Origin of the sequence: Nocardia sp. NPDC024068, assembly GCF_040638875.1 — a bacterium.
GTDB lineage: Bacteria > Actinomycetota > Actinomycetes > Mycobacteriales > Mycobacteriaceae > Nocardia.
Map to the genome: position 1 here is coordinate 350,189 of NZ_JBEZYU010000003.1, position 19,034 is coordinate 369,222.

17 protein-coding genes are annotated in these 19,034 nt (G+C 68.4%); 13 read left to right on the top strand and 4 right to left on the bottom strand.

The genetic code is table 11. The annotated features are described in order from the left end of the window. Window positions 1–7 precede the first annotated feature (7 nt). Genes AB0F41_RS06695 through AB0F41_RS06705 form a run of 3 tightly spaced genes read left to right on the top strand, consistent with a single transcriptional unit; the run spans window position 8 to window position 3,378 of the window. Entirely contained in the window at window positions 8–892 is an 885-nt protein-coding gene (locus AB0F41_RS06695; RefSeq protein WP_357421721.1) for a fumarylacetoacetate hydrolase family protein, read from the top strand. A gap of 4 nt (window positions 893–896) precedes the next feature. Beyond that, entirely contained in the window at window positions 897–2,264 is a 1,368-nt protein-coding gene (locus AB0F41_RS06700) for an MFS transporter (RefSeq protein WP_357421722.1), read from the top strand. 46 nt (window positions 2,265–2,310) lie between these two features. After that, window positions 2,311–3,378 carry a cupin domain-containing protein gene (locus AB0F41_RS06705; protein ID WP_357421723.1) on the top strand — a complete coding sequence of 356 codons (1,068 nt, stop codon included), beginning with the start codon at window positions 2,311–2,313 and terminating at the stop codon, window positions 3,376–3,378. Between the two features lie 87 nt (window positions 3,379–3,465). Here the strand turns inward: AB0F41_RS06705 and AB0F41_RS06710 are convergent, their stop codons facing one another. Continuing rightward, window positions 3,466–4,386, bottom strand: coding sequence for a LysR family transcriptional regulator (locus tag AB0F41_RS06710; protein ID WP_357421724.1), 921 nt, complete (start codon window positions 4,384–4,386; stop codon window positions 3,466–3,468). Between the two features lie 136 nt (window positions 4,387–4,522). On the opposite strand from AB0F41_RS06710, the gene AB0F41_RS06715 reads away from it, so the two are divergent. The 6 genes from AB0F41_RS06715 to AB0F41_RS06740 are packed head-to-tail and all read left to right on the top strand — an operon-like array spanning window position 4,523 to window position 10,525. Continuing rightward, window positions 4,523–5,653: an FAD-dependent monooxygenase gene (locus AB0F41_RS06715; RefSeq protein ID WP_357421725.1), complete on the top strand. Its 1,131-nt coding sequence runs from the start codon at window positions 4,523–4,525 to the stop codon at window positions 5,651–5,653. A gap of 48 nt (window positions 5,654–5,701) precedes the next feature. Continuing rightward, window positions 5,702–6,640, top strand: coding sequence for a VOC family protein (locus tag AB0F41_RS06720; RefSeq protein ID WP_357421726.1), 939 nt, complete (start codon window positions 5,702–5,704; stop codon window positions 6,638–6,640). Window positions 6,641–6,648: 8 nt separating this feature from the next. Then, window positions 6,649–7,623, top strand: coding sequence for a fumarylacetoacetate hydrolase family protein (locus AB0F41_RS06725; RefSeq protein WP_357421727.1), 975 nt, complete (start codon window positions 6,649–6,651; stop codon window positions 7,621–7,623). Continuing rightward, entirely contained in the window at window positions 7,620–8,369 is a 750-nt protein-coding gene (locus tag AB0F41_RS06730) for an SDR family oxidoreductase (RefSeq protein ID WP_357421728.1), read from the top strand. The genes AB0F41_RS06725 and AB0F41_RS06730 overlap by 4 nt, the downstream gene beginning before the upstream one ends. A gap of 12 nt (window positions 8,370–8,381) precedes the next feature. Continuing rightward, on the top strand, window positions 8,382–9,551 hold the full coding sequence (locus AB0F41_RS06735) for an alpha/beta hydrolase (protein ID WP_357421729.1): 1,170 nt from the start codon (window positions 8,382–8,384) through the stop codon (window positions 9,549–9,551). Continuing rightward, window positions 9,548–10,525 (top strand): cyclase family protein, encoded by a 978-nt coding sequence (locus AB0F41_RS06740; protein ID WP_357421730.1) that lies wholly within the window; start codon window positions 9,548–9,550, stop codon window positions 10,523–10,525. Before AB0F41_RS06735 ends, AB0F41_RS06740 begins: the two co-directional genes overlap by 4 nt. Window positions 10,526–10,553: 28 nt before the next feature. Here the strand turns inward: AB0F41_RS06740 and AB0F41_RS06745 are convergent, their stop codons facing one another. Continuing rightward, complete coding sequence (locus AB0F41_RS06745; RefSeq protein WP_357421731.1) at window positions 10,554–11,150, bottom strand: TetR family transcriptional regulator; 597 nt, start codon at window positions 11,148–11,150, stop codon at window positions 10,554–10,556. A gap of 70 nt (window positions 11,151–11,220) precedes the next feature. On the opposite strand from AB0F41_RS06745, the gene asnB reads away from it, so the two are divergent. Beyond that, window positions 11,221–13,065, top strand: coding sequence for an asparagine synthase (glutamine-hydrolyzing) (asnB, locus tag AB0F41_RS06750; RefSeq protein WP_357421733.1), 1,845 nt, complete (start codon window positions 11,221–11,223; stop codon window positions 13,063–13,065). Here the strand turns inward: asnB and AB0F41_RS06755 are convergent. Further along, window positions 13,052–13,366, bottom strand: a complete 315-nt coding sequence (locus AB0F41_RS06755; protein ID WP_357421734.1) for a hypothetical protein — start codon at window positions 13,364–13,366, stop codon at window positions 13,052–13,054. The genes asnB and AB0F41_RS06755 overlap by 14 nt on opposite strands. 124 nt (window positions 13,367–13,490) lie before the next feature. Between AB0F41_RS06755 and AB0F41_RS06760 the strand changes: the two genes are divergently transcribed. Genes AB0F41_RS06760 through AB0F41_RS06770 form a run of 3 tightly spaced genes read left to right on the top strand, consistent with a single transcriptional unit; the run spans window position 13,491 to window position 17,582 of the window. Continuing rightward, window positions 13,491–14,324, top strand: a complete 834-nt coding sequence (locus AB0F41_RS06760; RefSeq protein ID WP_357421736.1) for an NAD(P)-binding domain-containing protein — start codon at window positions 13,491–13,493, stop codon at window positions 14,322–14,324. Beyond that, a complete protein-coding gene (locus tag AB0F41_RS06765; RefSeq protein ID WP_357421737.1) occupies window positions 14,321–15,865 on the top strand; it encodes a coniferyl aldehyde dehydrogenase in 1,545 nt (514 codons plus the stop codon). Before AB0F41_RS06760 ends, AB0F41_RS06765 begins: the two co-directional genes overlap by 4 nt. Window positions 15,866–15,908: 43 nt before the next feature. Continuing rightward, on the top strand, window positions 15,909–17,582 hold the full coding sequence (locus AB0F41_RS06770; RefSeq protein WP_357421738.1) for an acyl-CoA synthetase: 1,674 nt from the start codon (window positions 15,909–15,911) through the stop codon (window positions 17,580–17,582). A 245-nt stretch (window positions 17,583–17,827) separates the two neighbouring features. Here AB0F41_RS06770 and AB0F41_RS06775 read toward each other — a convergent pair whose 3' ends face one another. Next, window positions 17,828–19,024 (bottom strand): acyl-CoA dehydrogenase family protein, encoded by a 1,197-nt coding sequence (locus tag AB0F41_RS06775; RefSeq protein WP_357421740.1) that lies wholly within the window; start codon window positions 19,022–19,024, stop codon window positions 17,828–17,830. Between the last annotated feature and the right edge of the window lie 10 nt (window positions 19,025–19,034).

The window sequence follows — 19,034 nt, forward strand, 5'->3', positions numbered from 1 at the left end:
TTCGTTCATGCGCCTAGCAGTTCTCGACGGTGATCGCGCCGCCGTCGTCTCCGGTACCGACGTCTACGACGTCACCGAACACCTGCCCACCACGCCCGGCCCCTACGGCGGCCCCTGGCTGCCGTGGCTCGAACAGGGCGGCCGCGCGGCGGATCTCGCCGCCGTCGACCTGTCCGTCTGCCCCGTCCAACCGCTGGACCGCGCCGCGTTGCGGGCGCCGATCTCGCGTCCGGGCAAAATCGTCGCGGCGCCGGTCAACTACCTCGATCACAAGGTCGAGATGCACGAGCAGAAGACCATCGCCGAATACGGTGTCTTCCTCAAGGCCAACTCCTCGGTGATCGGGCCGGGGGAACAGGTCGTGCTCCCGTACAGCGATATGCGGACCGACCAGGAAGGCGAGCTCGCGATCGTCATCGGCCGCACGGCCCGCGATGTGAGTGTGGACGACGCGCTCGACCACGTCTTCGGTTACACCGGCGTCCTCGATATCACCGTGCGCTCCACCGAGGACCGGTCGACCCGGAAATCGTTCGACACCTTCACCCCACTCGGGCCGTGGATCGTGACCGCCGACGAGATCGGTGACCCCGGCAATCTGCCGCTGCGTTGCTGGGTCGGCGACGAACTGCGCCAGCAGACCGATACCGCCGAACTCATCTTCCCGGTCGCCGAACTCGTCGCCTACAGCAGTTCGGTGATGACACTGCACCCCGGCGACATCATCGCCACCGGCACACCCGCCGGTGTGGGCCCGCTGTACGACGGCGCGCGGATCCGCCTGGAGATCGGCGGTATCGGGACGCTGGAGGTCGGGGTCACCGGCCGGGACGCCATCGCCTACGCCGATCGCCCCGGCGCCCGGCACGACGCGCGCGCGGCAAGGGGATAGGACCATGGATATCAAGACCAGGATCGAATCGTCGCCCATGCGGCCGGTGCAGTATGCCGTCGTCGCGGTATGCGTGCTGCTGAACATGCTGGACGGATTCGATGTGCTCGCGCTGGCGTTCAGCGCCTCGCATATCTCCGACGAATGGGAGCTGTCCGGTTCCCAGCTGGGTGCGCTGCTCAGTGCCGCGTTGATCGGTATGGCGGTGGGGTCGATCGTGATCTCGCAGGTGGCCGATATCGTCGGCCGCCGCCGGACCATCGTGGTGTGCGCGTTCGTGGTCGCGGCCGGGATGGCACTGTCCGCGGTGGCGACCGGTTTCGCGATGCTGCTCGTGGTCCGGGTGCTCACCGGCCTGGCGATCGGCACCCTGCAGGCCTGCCTGAACGTCATGGTGGCCGAATACTCCTCGGCCCGCTCCCGATCGACCGCGATCAGTGTCTACACGGCCGGTCAGCCGATCGGCGGTACGGTCGGCGGGATCATCGCGGGTGTGCTGCTCGCGCAGTTCGATTGGCGGGCCGTGTTCCTGTTCGGCGCCGGGGCCACCCTGGTGACGGCGCTGGTCGCGCTGGCGGTGCTGCCGGAATCGCTCGACTACCTGCTCACCCGTCGCCCCGCCAAGGCGCTCGAACGGGCCAATGCCATCCTGGTGCGGCTCGGTCAGCCGGAACTCGGCACCCTGCCGCCGGCACCGGAGCGCGCCCGGGGATCCGCCGGACGCTGGAGAGAACTGGCCACCGGCGCCAACCCGGTCACAACCCTACTGCTGGGCTTCAGCTTCTTCGTGCTGATGGCGGGTTTCTATTTCGCCAACTCGTGGACCCCGAAACTCGTCACCAGCAGCGGGTTCACCGACGCCGACGGGGTGCAGGCGGGCGTGCTGTTCAGCGCGGGCGGTATCGCCGGTGCGCTGATCTTCGGCCCGCTCGCCGTCCGGTTCGGTGTCCGGCAGACCCTCACCGCGCTGTTCGTCCTGGCGGGCGCCGCCTTCGGGCTGTACGCGGTCTCGGTGGAATCGCTGAACGCGGCCTTCGTGACCGCCGCGCTGCTAGGCCTGACCACCAGCGCGGTGATGGCCGGCATGTTCTCGATCGGGCCCATGTACTACGGGTCGTCGGTCCGGGCGACGGCGGTCGGCCTGATCATCGGACTCGGCCGGGTGGGCGCGATCCTGTCGCCGATACTCGCCGGTGCGCTGCTCGATCTCGACTGGGCGCCGCGCAGTATCTACTTCCTATTCGTACTGCCCATGCTGGCCGGCGCCGTCGCGATCTACGCCATGCGCACCCGCCGCCCCGTACTCGCGGAAAACCGGCACAAGGCCGCTGAACCCGGGGCCGATCCGGACGCCGCGGTCGTCGTGCACTGACCGGCCCGCAGAAACCTGCCCACTCCCGTCTGTTGAGGAGTATTTCGTGACAAGCGAGAACATCACCACCGAGGAACCGACTGCCGAACTCGACCGTCTCTACGCCGATTTCGCGCGCAATTCGACGGCACCGCTGTGGACCCAGACCACCGATCTGATGCCCGCGGCCCCCGCACCCGCCGCCGTACCGTACGTGTGGAAATGGTCGGAGCTACTCGATATCGCCCGGCGCTCGGGCGAATTGGTGCCGGTGGGCCGCGGCGGCGAACGCCGGGCGATCGGATTGGCCAACCCCGGCCTGGCCCCCACCGCCTACGCCACTCCGACGCTGTGGTGCGCTATCCAGTGGCTCGGCCCGCGCGAGACCGCGCCGGAACATCGGCACGCCCAGAACGCTTTCCGTTTCGTGATCGAAGGCGAGGGCGTGTGGACGGTCGTCGACGGTGACCCGGTCGCCATGCGGCGCGGCGACCTGCTGATGACCCCGGGCTGGTGTTTCCATGGCCATCACAACGAAACCGACGAGCCGATGGCCTGGATCGACGGACTCGATGTCCCGCTCGCCCATGATCTCGATTTCGGGTTCTTCGAATTCGGCCCGGAAACGGTGACCGATACCAGCACACCACCGATCTCACGGTCCGAGCGGCTGTGGGCCCATCCCGGCCTCACGCCCCTCTCGGCGCAGGACCCCGCCGGTTCGACCCCGATCGCGGCCTACCGCTGGGAGCACACCGACCGCGCCCTCACCGAGCAGTTGCTGCTGGAGCGGGAAGGTCACGCGGCCACCGTCGAACCCGGTCACGCGGCGATCAAATACACCAACCCGACCACCGGCGGCGATGTGCTGCCGACCATCCGCTGCGAATTCCACCGGCTGCGCGCCGGAGCCGCCACCGCGCCGCGCCGCGAAGTCGGCTCCTCGATCTGGCAGGTGTTCCAGGGTGAGGGCCGCGTCACCTTGGGCGACGAGGAACGGACGCTGACCACGGGCGATCTCTTCGTCGTGCCGTCGTGGGTGCTCTGGTCGCTGGACGCGGAGACGGAATTGGACCTGTTCCGATTCTCCGACGCACCGGTGGTGGAAAAACTGCAGTACCACCGGCCCCGGTGAGCTCTGCGCGCATCCCGGCTCGATAGCCGGGGCGAACAGTTGCGCCCCACCGCCCGCACAGGGCAGTGGGGCGCAGCGCTGTTCCGGTCAGCGCGACACCTCCGCGCTCACTTCGGTGAGCACCGAACGCAACCATTGGTGGGCGGGGTCGGCGCGATGGGTGGGATGCCACCAGAACGCCTCCACCAGCGGCACCACCTCCCAGGGGCAAGGGAGAACCCGGACCTGCGCGGCGTCCGCCAGCCGGTCGGCGAGTCGACGTTGCAGTAGCGCGACGCAGCGCGTGCCGGTGACCATGAACGGCACCGCGAGGAAACTCTGCACCACCACCCGGATATCGGGTTCGATCCCGATCATCCGCAGCTGCCGGGCCGCGGGGGTGAAGGCGGTCGGCGCGTGATAGGTGACCACCCAGGGCAATTCGGCGAGCTGCTCCAGGGTCACCGTGTCCCCGACCTCGGTGTTGTCCGCCGACACGATGAGCACCCAGCTGTCGGTGAACACGTCGAGGGACGGCATATCGGTCAGGAAACCGTGCGGCAGGAAGGTGCCGTCGGCGGTGCGCAGCGATTCGGGGGCCTGGTCGATATGCGCGCCGGTCTGCTGGTCCAGGCGCAATCGCACGCCCGGGGCCTGTTCGGCGAGGACGGTCGCGAGTTGGTCGCAGAACACCGTCGCCGCGTAGTCGGAGACCAGCACGGTGAACTCCCGGCTGGAGGTGGCGGGGTCGAACACGGGAACCGCGTCGAAAACCCGCTGGATCCCTACGAGCGCCGCAGCGGCCGGTTCGCGGAGTTGCTCGGCCAAGGGGGTGAGTTCGTACCGGTTACCGCTGCGATGCAGCAGTTCGTCGTGGAAATGGCGGCGCAGCCGCCGCAGCGCCGCTGACACCGCGGGCTGGCTCAGGCCCAGATTTTCGGCGGCCCGGGTGACATTGCGTTCGGTGAGCAGCGCGTCGAGCGTCGTCAAGAGGTTCAGATCCAGATTTCGCAGCGAGTCGGCGGTCATACCTCGAACCATAAACCCCGTGGATGGTGAGCATAAGCGATCCGCTCTTCCGTGATGGTGATCTGGGTCGCAGAGTGGTCCCTACCACCTCGTCGCGGAGGACCAGGCGAGGTCACGAGAGCCACTGGAGTCTGTTGTGTCTGCTGTCCGGAATGTGTTGGTGATCGGCGCCGGTTCCGCCGGTACCGCCGCCGCGATCCTGCTCGCCGAGGCCGGGGTGTCGGTCGAAATCGTCGAGGTCAAACCCGATATCGCCGCCCTGGGATCCGGTATCACCCTGCAGGGCAATGCCTTACGTGTCCTGCGGCAGCTGGGGGTCTGGGACGAGGTGCGGGCGAAGGGCTACGCCTACGACACCCTGGGCCTGCGCGCCCCGGACGCCGCGGGCACCCTGCTGGTCGAACTGGACGAACTGCGCTCCGGCGGCCCGGACCTGCCGGCCAATATGGGGATGTTCCGGCCCGATCTGGCCCGCATTCTCGTGGACCGGGCCGTCGCGGCGGGTGCGAAGGTCCGCTTCGGTATCGCACCCACCGGCCTGGCGGCAGACGAGCAGGGTGTGACCATCGACTTCGCCGATGGATCCACCGGCCGCTACGACCTCGTCGTCGGCGCGGACGGTATCCATTCGTGGACACGGCGCACGCTCGGTATCGATATCGAGCCGCGGCCGACCGGGATGGGTATCTGGCGGTTGTTCGCCCCGCGCCCGGCCTCGATCACCCGGACCGATCTGTACTACGGCGGCCCGGCCTATATCGCCGGTTACTGCCCGACCGGCCCGGACACTCTCTACGCCTACCTGGTAGAAGATGCCCGTGACGATGCCCGGCCGACTCCGGAACACGGCCTGGCCGCGATGCTGGAACTGGCGGCGGCCTACCACGGACCGTGGGACGACGTGCGGGCGTCGATGACCGATCCGGATCGGATCAACTACGCGAAATTCGAAAGCCATGTGATCGACGGGCCGTGGAACCGCGGCCGGGTGGTGCTGATCGGCGACGCCGCCCACAGCTGCCCGCCGACCCTCGCGCAAGGCTGCGCCCAAGCGCTCGAGGACGCTGCCGTGCTGGCCGAACTGCTGATCGCCCACGCCGCGGTATCCGAGGACCTGTGGCGTGAGTTCACCGGCCGCCGGCTGCCCCGGGCGAAGGATGTCGTCGAATCCTCGGTCCAGCTCGGGCAGTGGCTGCTCGACGGTGCACAGGGCGACGTCGCCGGCTTGATGACCCGTATCTCGCACCTGGTCGCCGAGCCAGCCTGAACAGCGGATTTCTCCGGCGATCAGGGCATTCGAACGAAGGACGAGAGCATGAACGAACGATTGATCACTCATTTACGGCATGTCGACCTGGCCGTCCCCGACTACGACAAACAGTTCGAGTTCTATACGAATATGTGGGGGCTGGAACCACAGACGACCGAGAGCGGCCTCGCTTTCCTGGCCGCGGCCGGCTCGCCGGAACAGTATTCGGTGCGCCTGCGCAAGGCCGAGGAGAAGCGCCTCGACCTCATCGCGTTCGGTGCGGCGAGCCCCGCCGATGTGGACACCATGGCGGAACGGCTGGCCGCCGACGGCGTGAAACTGGTCGGCCCGCCCGGCGAATTGCAAACCCCCGGTGGTGGTTACGGCTTCCGGTTCTTCGACAACGACGGCCGCACGATCGAGATATCGGCGGATGTGGCCGTGCGGCAGCACCGCAAGGTCGAGGAGGGGGAGTCGGTGCCGGTGAAGCTGTCGCATGTCGTGATCAATTCGCCGAATCCCGAAGCGACCGTGGCCTTCTACCAGAAGCATCTGTCCTTCGCGCTGTCCGACACCCTCATGCACCCGCATATGGGCGAGATGATGTGGTTCCTGCGGACGAACCGGTTCCATCACAGCATCGCCATCGCACGGTGCCCGCATGTTTCGCTGCATCATGCGTCGTTCGAGATGCGGGGGATCGACGAATACATGCGCGGCACCGGCCGGTTGCTGCGCGGCGGGGTCGAGAAGGTGTGGGGTCCGGGTCGGCATATGGCCGGTAACAACACCTTCAGCTACTTCCTGGACCCGCACGGCAACACCGTCGAATACACCACCGAACTGGAGGAACTCGACGAGGACACCTGGCATCCACATCTGTACGACTTCTCCGACCCCACGGTGAGCGACCAGTGGGGCACCGCGAATCCGATGGAGGAATTCGTGGCGAAGAAATCGTTCAACGACCCCGACCGCGGCTGCTTCGTCGCGCCTCCGGTCTGATGCGGCTCGTGACCTTCACCGCGCCCGGCCTCGCGGAACCCCGCGTGGGAGTGGTCGACGGTGACACGGTGTTCCCATTCGCTCCGGGAGCGAGTATGCGCGATGTGATCGACGCCGGCCTGGCCGAAGCGCATCGGCTGGGCGAGCACGCTCGCGAGCAGGGCGCCGGGCGACCGCTGGACGAGGTGCGATTGCTGGCTCCGTTGCGGCCGGCTTCGGTGCGCGACAGCGTGGCGTTCGAAGAACATGTTGAAGGTGTGCGCCGCAGCGTCAATGGCGAATCAGGGGTGCCCGAGGCCTGGTACGACGCGCCGACCTTCTATTTCACCAACCCGCACGCCGTCCTCGGACCGGATGACGAGGCGCTGTTCCCGGCGACCTGTGCCGTGCGCGATTTCGAACTCGAGGTCGCCGTGGTGGTGGGCCGGGCCGGCCGGTCGCTCACCGAGGAGCAGGCGCGGCAGGCGGTCTTCGGGTACACAGTCATGAACGACTGGTCGGCGCGGGATCTGCAGAGCCGGGAGATGCAGGTCTCGCTGGGGCCTGCCAAGGGTAAGGATTTCGCGACCGGCCTGGGGCCGTGGATCGTCACCGCCGACGAACTCGACCCCTACCGCGACGCGGACGGGTTCCTCGACCTCGACTGCGCGGTGAGCGTCAACAATGTCGAAATCGGCCGCGATGTGCTGAGCAATGCGGGCTGGACCTTCGAATCGATGATCGCCTACGCCTCCCGCGACAGCGGGGTCGTGCCCGGTGATGTGATCGGCTCGGGCACCGTCGGCAACGGTGGCTGCCTCGGCGAGCTCTGGGGCCGGCGCGGCGAACAGGATCCGCCGCCCCTGCAACCGGGTGACGTTGTGACACTGACCGTCGAAGGGATCGGCGCGCTGAGCGGCCGGGTCGGCGTCGCCGATCCGGCGCCACCGCTGAGCCCGGTCCGGCGCCGCGACTATCCGGCCTTCCGGCGGGGTGCGGCATGAGCACGCTCGCCGGACGCACCGTCGTCGTCACCGGGGCCGGGTCGGGAATCGGTGCCGCGGTAACGGCCGCGGTCACCGCCGCCGGCGGCCGTGTGGTCGCGGTCGACCGGAATGCCGGGGACGGAATCCGCCGGCTCGATGTACGCGCGCCGCGGGACTGGTCGGCGCTGGCCACCGACCTCGCCGGAGAGCCGGTCCACGGCCTGGTCAACTGTGCGGGCGTCACCTGGCGGGCGCGGCTCGGGGACGTCACCCCGGACGCTCTTGCCGATACGCACGCGGTGAATGTCGGCGGTCCGTTGCAGGCGATCCAGACGCTGGCTCCGCTGATGCCGGCCGGCGGCTCGATCGTTCTCATCGGCTCCCTCGCCGGCTACCAGGGGCACTACCCGCTGGCCTATACGACCAGTAAATGGGCTGTCCGCGGGCTCACCGGTACGGCGGCGCTGGAACTCGGCGAACGCGGAATCCGGGTCAATACCGTGCATCCCGGTTTCATCGAGACCCCGATGACCGCCTCGGCACCCACGGAATTCCGCGACGCCTCGATCGCGGCCGCGCCGCTGGGCCGCGCGGGCAGCCCGGACGAGGTCGCGTCCGTTGTGGTGTTCCTGCTCGGCGACGGCGCGTCCTATGTGACCGGCGCCGAGATCCCCGTCGACGGCGGTGTCGCTTCCCACGCGGGCGCAAAACCCGTCTCCGACGCCCTGCGCCCGCTCTACCAGCCCCCACAATCCACCCACTGAGCAGAGGAAATCATGTTCGAATACTTCCCGGGCAATTACGTCTGGAACCTCGGCGTCGTCGCGACACTCAACAGCGGCGGCCTGATCGACGAGGTCGACCGCGCCTGCCGGCCCATTCGCGAACTCGCCGCCCAGGGCTCCGATGTGGGTACCGCCGAATTCATGGCGGCGTGGCGGGCCGTGGCCGACCGGCTCGAACAGCAGGCGGCGGACGCGGAGAAAGCGGGCCACCCGCGCACCGCCGGGCAGGCGTATTTCCGCGCCTCGGTGTACGTCGCGCAGGCCGAGCGCATGCAGCGCGCCGGGGATCCGAGTCGCAATGCCGAATATCAGCGCAGTGTCGATCTGCTGCTGAAGTCGTGCGCGCTGATCGATCCCGCGACCACGAAGGTCGCGATCCCCTACGAGGACACCACCCTTCCGGCGTACTTCCACAATGCCTCGGCCGACGGTTCCCCGACCCCGGTGATCATCATGTGGAACGGCCTGGACTCCACCAAGGAGATGATGGTCGGCGCCGGTATCCACCACGAACTCGCCGCCCGCGGAATCTCCACGCTGATGGTCGACTGCCCCGGCAGCGGGGAGGCACTGCGCCTGCAAGGGCTCACCGCCCGGATCGATACCGAGGTATGGGCCGCGGCCTGCGTCGACTGGCTCGAGGCCCGCGCCGATATCCGTGACGACCGGATCGGTCTGGCCGGCTGGTCGCTCGGCGGCTACTACGTCCCGCGGGCCGCGGCCTTCGAGAAGCGCCTCGCGCTGTGTGTGGCGTGGGGCGCCAATCACAACTGGGGGGCGGTGCAGAAGCGGCGCCTCGACCGCGAGGGCGAGAACCCGGTCCCGCACTATTGGGATCACGTGCTGTGGGTGTGGGGTCAGCCCGATATCCCGGCCTTCATCGAGTTCGCCGAGGACATCCACCTCGACGGCGTCGTCGAGAAGATCACCGTGCCGTTCCTGATCGCCCATGGGGAGAAGGACCGGCAGATCCCGCTCGAATACGCGCACCGGTCCTACGACCAGGCGGTCGCCAGCCCCAAGCGGGAACTGCGGATCTTCACCCCGGAAGAGGGCGCGACCGAACATATCGGCCTCGACCATCTACCGCATGTCACCACCTTCGTTGCCGACTGGGTGAGCGACACCTTCACCGAACTCGACGAGGGACGGCTGTCGTGAACCCGGACGAGCTGGACCGAACCGATCCCGAGGGCGCCATCGCCGCCGCGGCCGCCCGGGTCTCGAATTGGGGCCGCTGGGGTCCCGACGACGTCCTGGGCACCATGAACTACCTCGACGACGCCACTCGTCGCGCCGCGGCCGCCTCGATCCGCACCGGCCGATCTTTCTCGCTGTCACAGTCCTTCGATATGGACGGTCCGCAGAAAGGCTGGCGGCGTCGTACCAATCCCGTGCACACCATGCTCGACACCGGGACCGACGCCGTCGCCGGTATCCAGGGTTTCCCGCACGGGCTGGGTGGCGCCGACGATGTGATCGCCATGCCGCTGCAGTGCTCGACCCAGTGGGACGGGCTCGGCCATATCTTCGACCACGGACGCGCCTGGAACGGCCGTCCGGCCGACCGGGTCGTCACGAGTCTCGGCGACCAGGTCACCGGTATCGAAACCGTCGCCGACGTCATCTGCGGGCGTGGGGTCCTGCTCGACGTCGGATACGCGATCGGGGAGGACGGCGAACTCCCGGACGGTTTCGCGATCACCCGAGCGCATCTCGAACAGACCATCGCCGCACAAGGAATCACCTCGCAGATCCGCCGCGGCGATATCGTCCTCGTGCGCACCGGACGACTGACTCGTGCGCGACGTGACGGATGGGGTGAGTACGCCGGCGGGCCCGCACCGGGACTGTCTTTCACCACCGCCGACTGGCTGCATACCACCGAGATCGCCGCGATCGCCACGGACACCTGGGGTTTCGAGGTCCGGCCCAATGAATTCGATACCGCGTTCCAGCCACTGCATCAGGTCGCGATCCCGCAGATCGGGCTCTTCATCGGGGAGATGTGGGATCTCGACGCGCTCGCGCAGGCGTGCCGGGAGGACGGCAACTACGATTTCTTCCTCACCGCTGCCCCCATCAAGATCACCGGCGCGGTGGGCGCACCTGTCAACCCGGTCGCGGTCCGATGAGCGGCAGGCTCGCGGCGCCAGGAGCCGTTCAGCGAAAATGCGTTGCTACGAGGTGAATTGCCGACATCAGCGCGGGCATGAGCGGCTTGTCGCGGTCGGCCGCGGTGCGCACGGCCGCCATCCCCGCGCCCACGAATGCGCCGACGATCGTGGCCGCCGTCAGTTCGTCCAATTCCCCGGGGAAACTCGCCCGCAGCGCCTCCGCCATCCGTTCCTGGCTGACGAAGGTGCGCTGCAGCACGGCCCCGTAGAGGGTGGGCACGGTGAACAGCAGGCGGGCGCGGGACTGCCCGACCTCGTCGCCGGGATCGCCACCTCGCTCGGTCGCCAGCATCGCGTCGAACGCGCGTACCACGAGATCCGCGGGAACCTCGCCGGGGTCGCGTCGTCGTAGTACGCGTAACCCGGCCTCGATGATGTCGGTCCGGTCGCCGAGGACCAGTTCCTCCTTGGTGGCGAAGTAGTTGAAGAACGTGCCCGGGGATACCTCCGCGGCGCGGGAGATTTCGGCGGTCGTCGTCCTGTCGTAGCCCTTCTCCTCGAACAGCCGGTAGGCCGCCCGCAGTAGGGCGCGCCGGGTGCGCTCCTTCTTCAGTTCCCGCAATCCGACCTCGGTGTCACCCATGTCCACACTCTACTACAGCCGCTACAAGATTGTAGTTGCACTAATTTTATAGTGACTGCAAACTAGGGTCATGTGTGGAATCACCGGATGGGTATCCTTCGATCGAAACCTGGCCCGCGAGCGCGACACCGTCGAGGCGATGACCGCGACGATGGCCGCGCGCGGACCCGACGCCGGGGGTGTGTGGATCGAGGGCCCCGCCGCCCTCGGACACCGCCGTCTGGCCGTCATCGATATCGGCGGCGGCAGCCAGCCGATGACTGCCGAGACCCCGAACGGCGCTGTGGTGCTGGTGTATTCGGGCGAGGTCTACAATTTCAGCGAGCTGCGGTCCGAACTGGTCATGCGCGGGCACCGCTTCCGGAGCCGCTCGGATACCGAGGTCGTGCTGCGCGGCTATCTGGAATGGGGCGAAGCCGTCGCCGAGCGATTGGTGGGCATGTACGCGTTCGCGTTGTGGGACGCGCGGGATCGGCGGCTGGTGTTGATCCGAGACCGGCTGGGCATCAAACCGCTCTATCTGTGGCCGACGGCCGACGGGGTGCTGTTCGGCTCGGAACCCAAAGCGATCCTTGCCAATTCGCTGGCTCGTCCGGCGCTCGGGCTGGACGGGATGCGGGCACTGTTCACGATGATCGCCGACCCGCGGAGCGCGGTGTGGGACGGGATGGAGCAGGTCGATCCGGGCACGGTGGTGACGGTGAGCCGGGAAGGGATACGCCGGCGCCGCTACTGGGAGCTGACGAGGGCCGAGCACACCGATGACCTGCAGACCACGATCGCTAAGGTGCGTGGACTGTTGCAGGACAGCGTGGCTCAGCAGCTGGTTGCCGATGTGCCGTTGTGCGCGCTGCTGTCCGGTGGGCTGGACTCCTCGGCGATCACCGCACTGGCCGCTGCGCGGTTGCGTGCGGAGAACGAATCGGTGCGGGCGTTCACCGTCGACTTCGCCGACCAGGAGCGCGATTTCGTTGCCGACGAATGGCGTGCGACGCTCGATTCCCCGTTCGCGCGGGAGGTGGCCGGCCACGTGGGAGCGCGGCACAGCAGTGTCGTCATCGGGCCCGCCGCGCTGGCCGACCCCGAGGTGCGCGCCGCGGTTGTCGCCGCGCGGGACCTGCCGTACGGATTCGGCGACTCCGATGCCTCGCTGTATCTGCTGTCGCGGGCGGTGCGCGAGCATTCCACGGTCGCGCTGTCGGGCGAATCGGCCGATGAGATCTTCGCCGGATACCGCTGGTTTCATGAACCGGCGCTGCGCGATGCCACCACCTTTCCTTGGATGGCGGCGATGCCGCAGGAGATGACGCGCCGCACCGGGCTGCTGCGGCCGGAGCTGGTGCGCGAACTCGACCTCGACAGGTATGTGCAGGATCAGTACCAGGAGGCCGTCGGGTCGGTGGAGTCCGCGCCCGGCGACAGCGAACTCGAGGTCAGGGCGCGGCAGCTGTCGTATCTGCATCTCACCCGTTTCCTGCGCGCGATGCTCGACCGCAAGGACCGGGTGAGCATGGCGGCGGGCCTCGAGGTGCGGGTGCCGTTGTGTGATCACCGGCTGATCGAGTACGTCTACAACGTGCCGTGGACGATGCGCTCCTACGATGGCCGTGAGAAGAGCCTGTTGCGCGGTGCAACCGCCGACCTGCTGCCGCGGTCCGTGGCGGAACGCAAGAAGTCGCACTATCCGCTGGCATCGGACAGTGTGTATCTGATTGCGCTGCAACAGCAGGCGGCGCAGGTGCTCGGCGACGACCCCGCGCATCGGGTATTCGAACTGGTCGACGCCGACGCGGTGGCCCGGCTTACCGGCCGTCCGGCGGGCGGGATGGATCTGCCCGAGCGGATCGGGCTCGAACAGTTCCTGGACTTGGTGGTGTGGCTGGACCGTTATGAACCGGCGGTCACCACTGTGTGATCCGGTCGAGCGGCGATATGGTGCCGGGGCGGCGAACCCCGGCACCGGCCGGTCCGGCGGCGCTCAGCTGTCGGCGGGGTTCTCCCCGGTAGACGAGGAGCTGGTAACCGGGCACGTCGGTGACCTCGAAGGCGTGGAAATCGATGGTCGGCAAGCGCCTTGTGGGGTGCCGCAACAACTTCGTCTCATGGGTTTCGGGCCGCACGTCATGGCGTGCCCATAGACCCGGGAACTCCGGGCTCTCGGCCTCCAACTCTTCGAAACCGGCGAACGGTGTCCGCGCCGCGGCGACGGAATTCACGAACGGGTCACCCCGTCTGGCGGCCAATGTTACTGTTGCCATTACTGGATATATCTCTGTTCGTAGGTTGCCCCGCTGGACCGCGCGGCGGCGAGTTCGGGCCGACCGCGAGTGAGGAGTGTCGATGTCGCAGGTCGTCGGGTTTGTCGGAGCGGGCCGGATGGGCGAGCCGATGGTGTACCGGCTGGTCGCCGCCGGCTGCCGCGTGCAGGTGTACGCCCGGCGGGAATCGGTACGGGAACGGCTGCGCACCGGCGGGGCGAAGGTGGTGGACTCCATCGCCGCGGCCACCGCCTCCGCCGATATCGTGATCCTCTGCCTGTTCTCCGACGCTCAGCTCGTCGAGGTACTCGGCGGGCCCGACGGAGTCTTCGCCGCGGCGCGGCCGGACACCGTCGTCGTCTCGCACACCACCGGCACCGTCACCACCGTCACGGGCCTGGCCGCGGGCAACCCCGGCGGGCCGACGCTGCTGGACGGCCCGGTGAGTGGTTCCGCCGAGGATATCGCCGCCGGAGAACTCACCGTATTGCTCGGCGGAGCCGCGGGCGCCGTCGCGCGGGCGCGACCGGTCCTCGAATCCTATGCGAGCACCGTCATCACCACCGGTGCGCTCGGCACCGCATTGAGCGTGAAGCTGGTGAACAACGCCCTGTTCGCGGCGAATGCCCAGATGGCGGCGTCCGCGCTGGAACTGGGCAAACGCCTCGGTATCGGGGAGGAACAGTTGCTGGATGCGCTGGCCGTGTCCAGCGGCCGCAGTTTCGCCGCCGGTTCCATCGGCCGTACCGGGGGGCTGGTGAAGTTCGAACAGCTGGCCGCCCCGTTTCTGCGTAAAGATGTGGCGGCCTGCCGGGCGGCCACGGCCGACCTCGGTATCGATATCGGCCGGCTCGGCGCGGTCATCGACGGCGGTCCCTTCGACCTCGGCCGGCCCATCGGAAAGCGCGCACGATGAACGGCAGTACCCCGGACACGTCCGCGGGAAGGGCAGGCACCGGCCCGGCTTCGGCCGACGGCCGTGATCTCGCGGCGATCCTGGAGAGCCAGCGGCAGGCGTTTCTACGCGAGGGTCCGCCGAGCGCCGCCCTACGCCGGGAGCGTATCGACCGGTTGCTCGCCATGGTCCTGGACAACACCGACGCCTACGTCGAGGCGCTCACCGCAGATTTCGGAACCCGCTCGCGGACCGGCACCCTGTTCGCCGAGATCACCGGCATGCTCACCGCCGTCGAATACGTTCGTTCCCATCTCACCGGCTGGATGCGGCCGCGACGACCGGATCGGGCGGCCCGCCTGTACGGCGTCCGCGCGGAGGTCCGGCCGTGTCCGCTCGGGGTGGTCGGCATCATCGGACCCTGGAACTTCCCGGTCAACCTGGTGATCCTGCCCGCCGCGACCGCGTTTGCCGCCGGGAACCGGGTGATGATCAAGATGTCCGAGATCACCGCGCATACGGCGGAACTCACGCGGCGGCTGGCGGAGCGGTACTTCGACGAAACCGAGCTCGCGGTCGTCACCGGCGGCCCCGAGGTGGGGGCGGCCTTCACCGAATTACCGTTCGACCACCTGTTCTTCACCGGTTCCACCCGGGTCGGCCGGCTGGTGCAGCGCGCCGCCGCGGCGAATCTGGTCCCGATCACGCTGGAACTCGGGGGAAAGAACCCGGTGGTCGTGGCCGCGGACGCCGATCTGTCCCGGGCCGCCGACCGGATCGCCCGGGCGCGGATGGTCAACGGCGGACAGGTCTGCGTATGCCCGGACTACGTGCTGGTACCGCAGGATCGGATGGACGACTTCACCGCTGCCCTGGCCGGTGCCTGGCGCCGGATGTTCCCCGCGATACTCGGCAACGACGACTACACCGCCCTGGTGAACACGGCGAACTACGTACGCGTTGTCGGACTGATCGACGATGCCCGCGAGCGCGGCGCCCGAGTGGAGACGATCGCTCCCGCCGGTGAAGTACTGCCCGACCCGGGTCTGCGCAAGATCGCGCCGACGATCATCCGTGACGTGACCGACGATATGGCCATCGCCTCGGAAGAGGTGTTCGGGCCCGTTCTGACCGTGTTGCCCTACCGGGAGCCGAGTGAGGTCATCGACTACATCAACCGGCGTCCCGCGCCCCTGGTCGCCTACTGGTTCGGGCCCGACCGGGCCGATTTCCGGACTTTCGTCGCCGGCACCCGCAGCGGCGGTGTGGCCCGCAACGAATTCGCCATGCAGATGTTTCCCGACGATGCGCCCTTCGGCGGGGTCGGGGAAAGCGGGATGGGCGCGTACCACGGTAAGGCCGGGTTCGACACCTTCAGCCACCACCGCACGGTGGTCGGTACCGACCTGCCCGTGCCGATCACCAGCCTGGCCGCCCCGCCCTTCGGCCGGTGGACCGAGCGTCTCACCGGATTCGCGCTGCGCATCGCGCGCCGGCGCACCCACCGGCGGTTGCGTGGGGCCCCGGCCGCCGGCGGCCCAGCAGAATTCCCCCGGACCTGATCCGGCCCGCACCACTGTGCAGCAGACGAACGAGGAGTCACCGTTGTCCGCTTCTTCCGCGACCGGATCCGAACCGGTGTTCACCCTCGTATCCGCCGCCGATGCCGCCGCCGCCGTGATCCCGGACCGGGATCTGATCGTGCAGGGCGAGCGGCGGCACACCTATGCGCAGGTCGCCGAGCGTTCCCGGCGGCTGGCCGCCTATCTGCACGCCCAGGGCCTGGGATGCCACACCGAACGGCCGGACCTGGGCGGTCATGAGGTCGGGCAGGACCTGCTGGGGATCTACGCCTACAACGGGACCGAATACGTCGAGAGCATGATCGGCGCTTTTCGCGCGCGGGTGGCCCCGTTCAACGTCAACTACCGATACGTCGAGAACGAATTGCATTATCTGCTGGCCGATTCGGGTGCCACCGCACTGGTCTACCACGCCGCGTTCGCGCCGACGCTCGCCGAAGTACTGCCGGAGCTGCCCGGGCTGCGGGTGCTGATCCAGATCGCCGATTCCTCCGGTAACGAACTGCTCGACGGCGCCGTCGACTACGAAACGGTGCTCGCCACCACCGAACCGAAACCGCTCCCGGTCGAACCCTCGCCCGACGATCTCTACGTGCTCTACACCGGCGGCACCACCGGGATGCCGAAGGGTGTCCTGTGGCGTCAGCACGATATCTATATGGGGGCCTGCGGCGGCCGGGACGCGACCAGTGGCGCCACCGTCGCGTCCCATGAGGAGATCGCGGAACGGACGCGGGCCAATCCCGGGATGAAACTGCTGCTCATCCCGCCGCTGATCCACGGTGCCGCGCAGTGGGCCGTGCTGACGGCCATGACCAGCGGGCAAACCATCGTGATGTCCCCGGTCGCCGACCGGATCGATGCCGACGAGATCGTGTGCACCCTCGAGCGGGAGAAGGTGTCGGTCGTCATCGTGGTCGGCGACGCGATGGCGCGCCCGGTCCTGGCCGCCGTGGAGGCCGCCGCAACCGCGGATATGTCCTCGCTGGTGGCGCTGGCGAACGGCGGCGCGGTGCTCAGCCCGGCGGTCAAAGAACGCTGGATCGCGGCGGTGCCCGGGCTGGCCGTGCTCGACGGTGTCGGTTCCTCGGAGACCGGGGCGCAGTTGCATCATGTGTCCGCGGCGGGATTCGTCTCGACCGGGAAGTTCGCCGCGGGTGCCGATACCCGCGTGGTCGCCGAGGATTTCGGCACCGTGCTCGAACCCGGCCACGACGGGATCGGCTGGCTCGCGCAACGCCGGTTCACCCCGCTCGGCTACAAGGGCGACGCGCAGAAGACCGCGGCGACGTTCCCGATGATCGATGGTGTGCGCTACGTCCTGCCCGGCGACCGCGCCCGCCTCCTTGCCGATGGTTCCATCGAACTGCTGGGCCGCGACGCCGTCACCATCAACTCGGGTGGTGAGAAGATCTTCGCCGAGGAGGTGGAGGTCGCGATCTCCTCGCATCCGGCTGTCGCCGATGTGCTGGTGGTGGGCCGCCCCAGCGAGCGCTGGGGTCAGGAGGTGGTGGCCGTGGTCGAACTCGTCGACGGTGCCACCGCGGATTTCGACGAGCTGGTCGCCCATGCCGCGCAATCCCTCGCGCGCTACAAACTGCCGAAAGCGGTGGTGTTCCGGCCCGGGATCATGCGCAGTCCCGCGGGTAAAGCTGATTACCGCTGGGCCCGCGAACAGGTCGCCGCCGGGTCATGACACCCGCCGACTCGGCGGCCGCCGGCCGGGCGACAGCCGAGACGGCCGGCCTCGCGACCGATGCCGCTCACGCCGGTGCCCGCGGAAGCCTGGAGAAACTTCGTCGACAGCGCCGGTGGTCGGATGCGAGATGAACGCCGTTCACGCCGATTCAGTTGTCGGTGACCGAGTGTTGCGGAGTTCCGGTGGGCGCCCCGCCGGGCCCGGTACCTGCCCGGCGGGCCGGTGGCTGCTCGCGGTGATCCTCAGGCGGGTGGTGTGCCCTCGCGGCGGGCGTTCTTGACCAGGCCGCCGCCGATGATCAGCCGCTGGATTTCACTGGTGCCCTCGTACAGGCGCAGCAGCCGGACATCCCGATAGATCCGCTCCACCGGCACATCACGCATATACCCCGTTCCGCCGTGGACCTGGACCGCGAGATCCGCGACCTTACCCACCATCTCGGTGCAGTACAGTTTCGCCACCGACGGCGCGGTGCGCCGGTCCTCGCCGGACACCCAGCGCCGGGCGGCGTCGCGGACCAGTGCCCGCCCTGCCATTACGCCGGTTTGCATATCGGCCAGCATGGCCTGTACCAGCTGGAATTCGCCGATCGGCGTACCGCCCTGGGTCGCCGTGGCCGCGTAGGTGACCGATTCGTCGAGGGCGCGCTGGGCGGCGCCGACGGCCAGCGCGGCGATATGGACGCGACCACGGGCCAGCGAGGTCATGGCGGCGCGGTAGCCGATGTCCTCGCTCCCGCCGACGAGCGCGTCGGGCCCGACCCGGACATCCTGGAACCGCACCTCCGCCGTCCAGGCGCCTTCCTGCCCCATTTTGCGGTCCTTCGGCCCGACTTCCACACCGGGCGAGTCGGCCGGGACGAGGAAGACGGCGATGCCCGCGCCCGACTCATCGGCGGGGCGGGTCCGGGCGAAGACCACGAACAGGTTCGCCACCGGGGCATTGGTGATGAACCGCTTCTCACCGTCGATCACCCAGTCCGCACCGTCGCGCCGCGCTGTGGTCCGCAGCGAGGCCGGATTGGATCCGGCCCCCGATTCGGTGAGCGCGAACGAGGCCACCACGGCACCCGAGGCGATGGATTCGAGCCACCGCGATTTCTGTTCGCGGGTACCGAAACCCACCAGCACCTGTCCGGCGATTCCGTTGTTGGTTCCGAACAAGGACCGCAGGGCGAGGGTGGTGTAGCCGAACTCCATGGCCAGCTCGACGTCCTGGGCCAGATCCAGGCCCAGCCCGCCCCATTCCTGCGGAATCGCGTAGCCGAACAGGCCCATGGCCTTGGCCTGGTCGACGATATCGCCGGGCATCCGGTTCTCCTCGGCGATATCGCGTTCCCGCTTCATGACGACGCCGCGGACGAAGGTCCGGGTCTGGGCCAGGATCTCCCGGAAATCTTCCTCGGTGACCGGTTCGGCTCCGGTGGACGCGCTCGTCATGGCAGGGCCT

Bases quoted from the DNA above. Each gene is read 5' to 3' on its own strand.
- AB0F41_RS06695 (WP_357421721.1), top strand. From the start codon at position 8: ATGCGCCTAGCAGTTCTCGACGGTGATCGCGCCGCCGTCGTCTCCGGT.
- AB0F41_RS06700 (WP_357421722.1), top strand. From the start codon at position 897: ATGGATATCAAGACCAGGATCGAATCGTCGCCCATGCGGCCGGTGCAG.
- AB0F41_RS06710 (WP_357421724.1), bottom strand. From the start codon at position 4,386: ATGACCGCCGACTCGCTGCGAAATCTGGATCTGAACCTCTTGACGACG.
- AB0F41_RS06720 (WP_357421726.1), top strand. From the start codon at position 5,702: ATGAACGAACGATTGATCACTCATTTACGGCATGTCGACCTGGCCGTC.
- AB0F41_RS06730 (WP_357421728.1), top strand. From the start codon at position 7,620: ATGAGCACGCTCGCCGGACGCACCGTCGTCGTCACCGGGGCCGGGTCG.
- AB0F41_RS06735 (WP_357421729.1), top strand. From the start codon at position 8,382: ATGTTCGAATACTTCCCGGGCAATTACGTCTGGAACCTCGGCGTCGTC.
- AB0F41_RS06745 (WP_357421731.1), bottom strand. From the start codon at position 11,150: ATGGGTGACACCGAGGTCGGATTGCGGGAACTGAAGAAGGAGCGCACC.
- asnB (WP_357421733.1), top strand. From the start codon at position 11,221: ATGTGTGGAATCACCGGATGGGTATCCTTCGATCGAAACCTGGCCCGC.
- AB0F41_RS06760 (WP_357421736.1), top strand. From the start codon at position 13,491: ATGTCGCAGGTCGTCGGGTTTGTCGGAGCGGGCCGGATGGGCGAGCCG.
- AB0F41_RS06765 (WP_357421737.1), top strand. From the start codon at position 14,321: ATGAACGGCAGTACCCCGGACACGTCCGCGGGAAGGGCAGGCACCGGC.
- AB0F41_RS06775 (WP_357421740.1), bottom strand. From the start codon at position 19,024: ATGACGAGCGCGTCCACCGGAGCCGAACCGGTCACCGAGGAAGATTTC.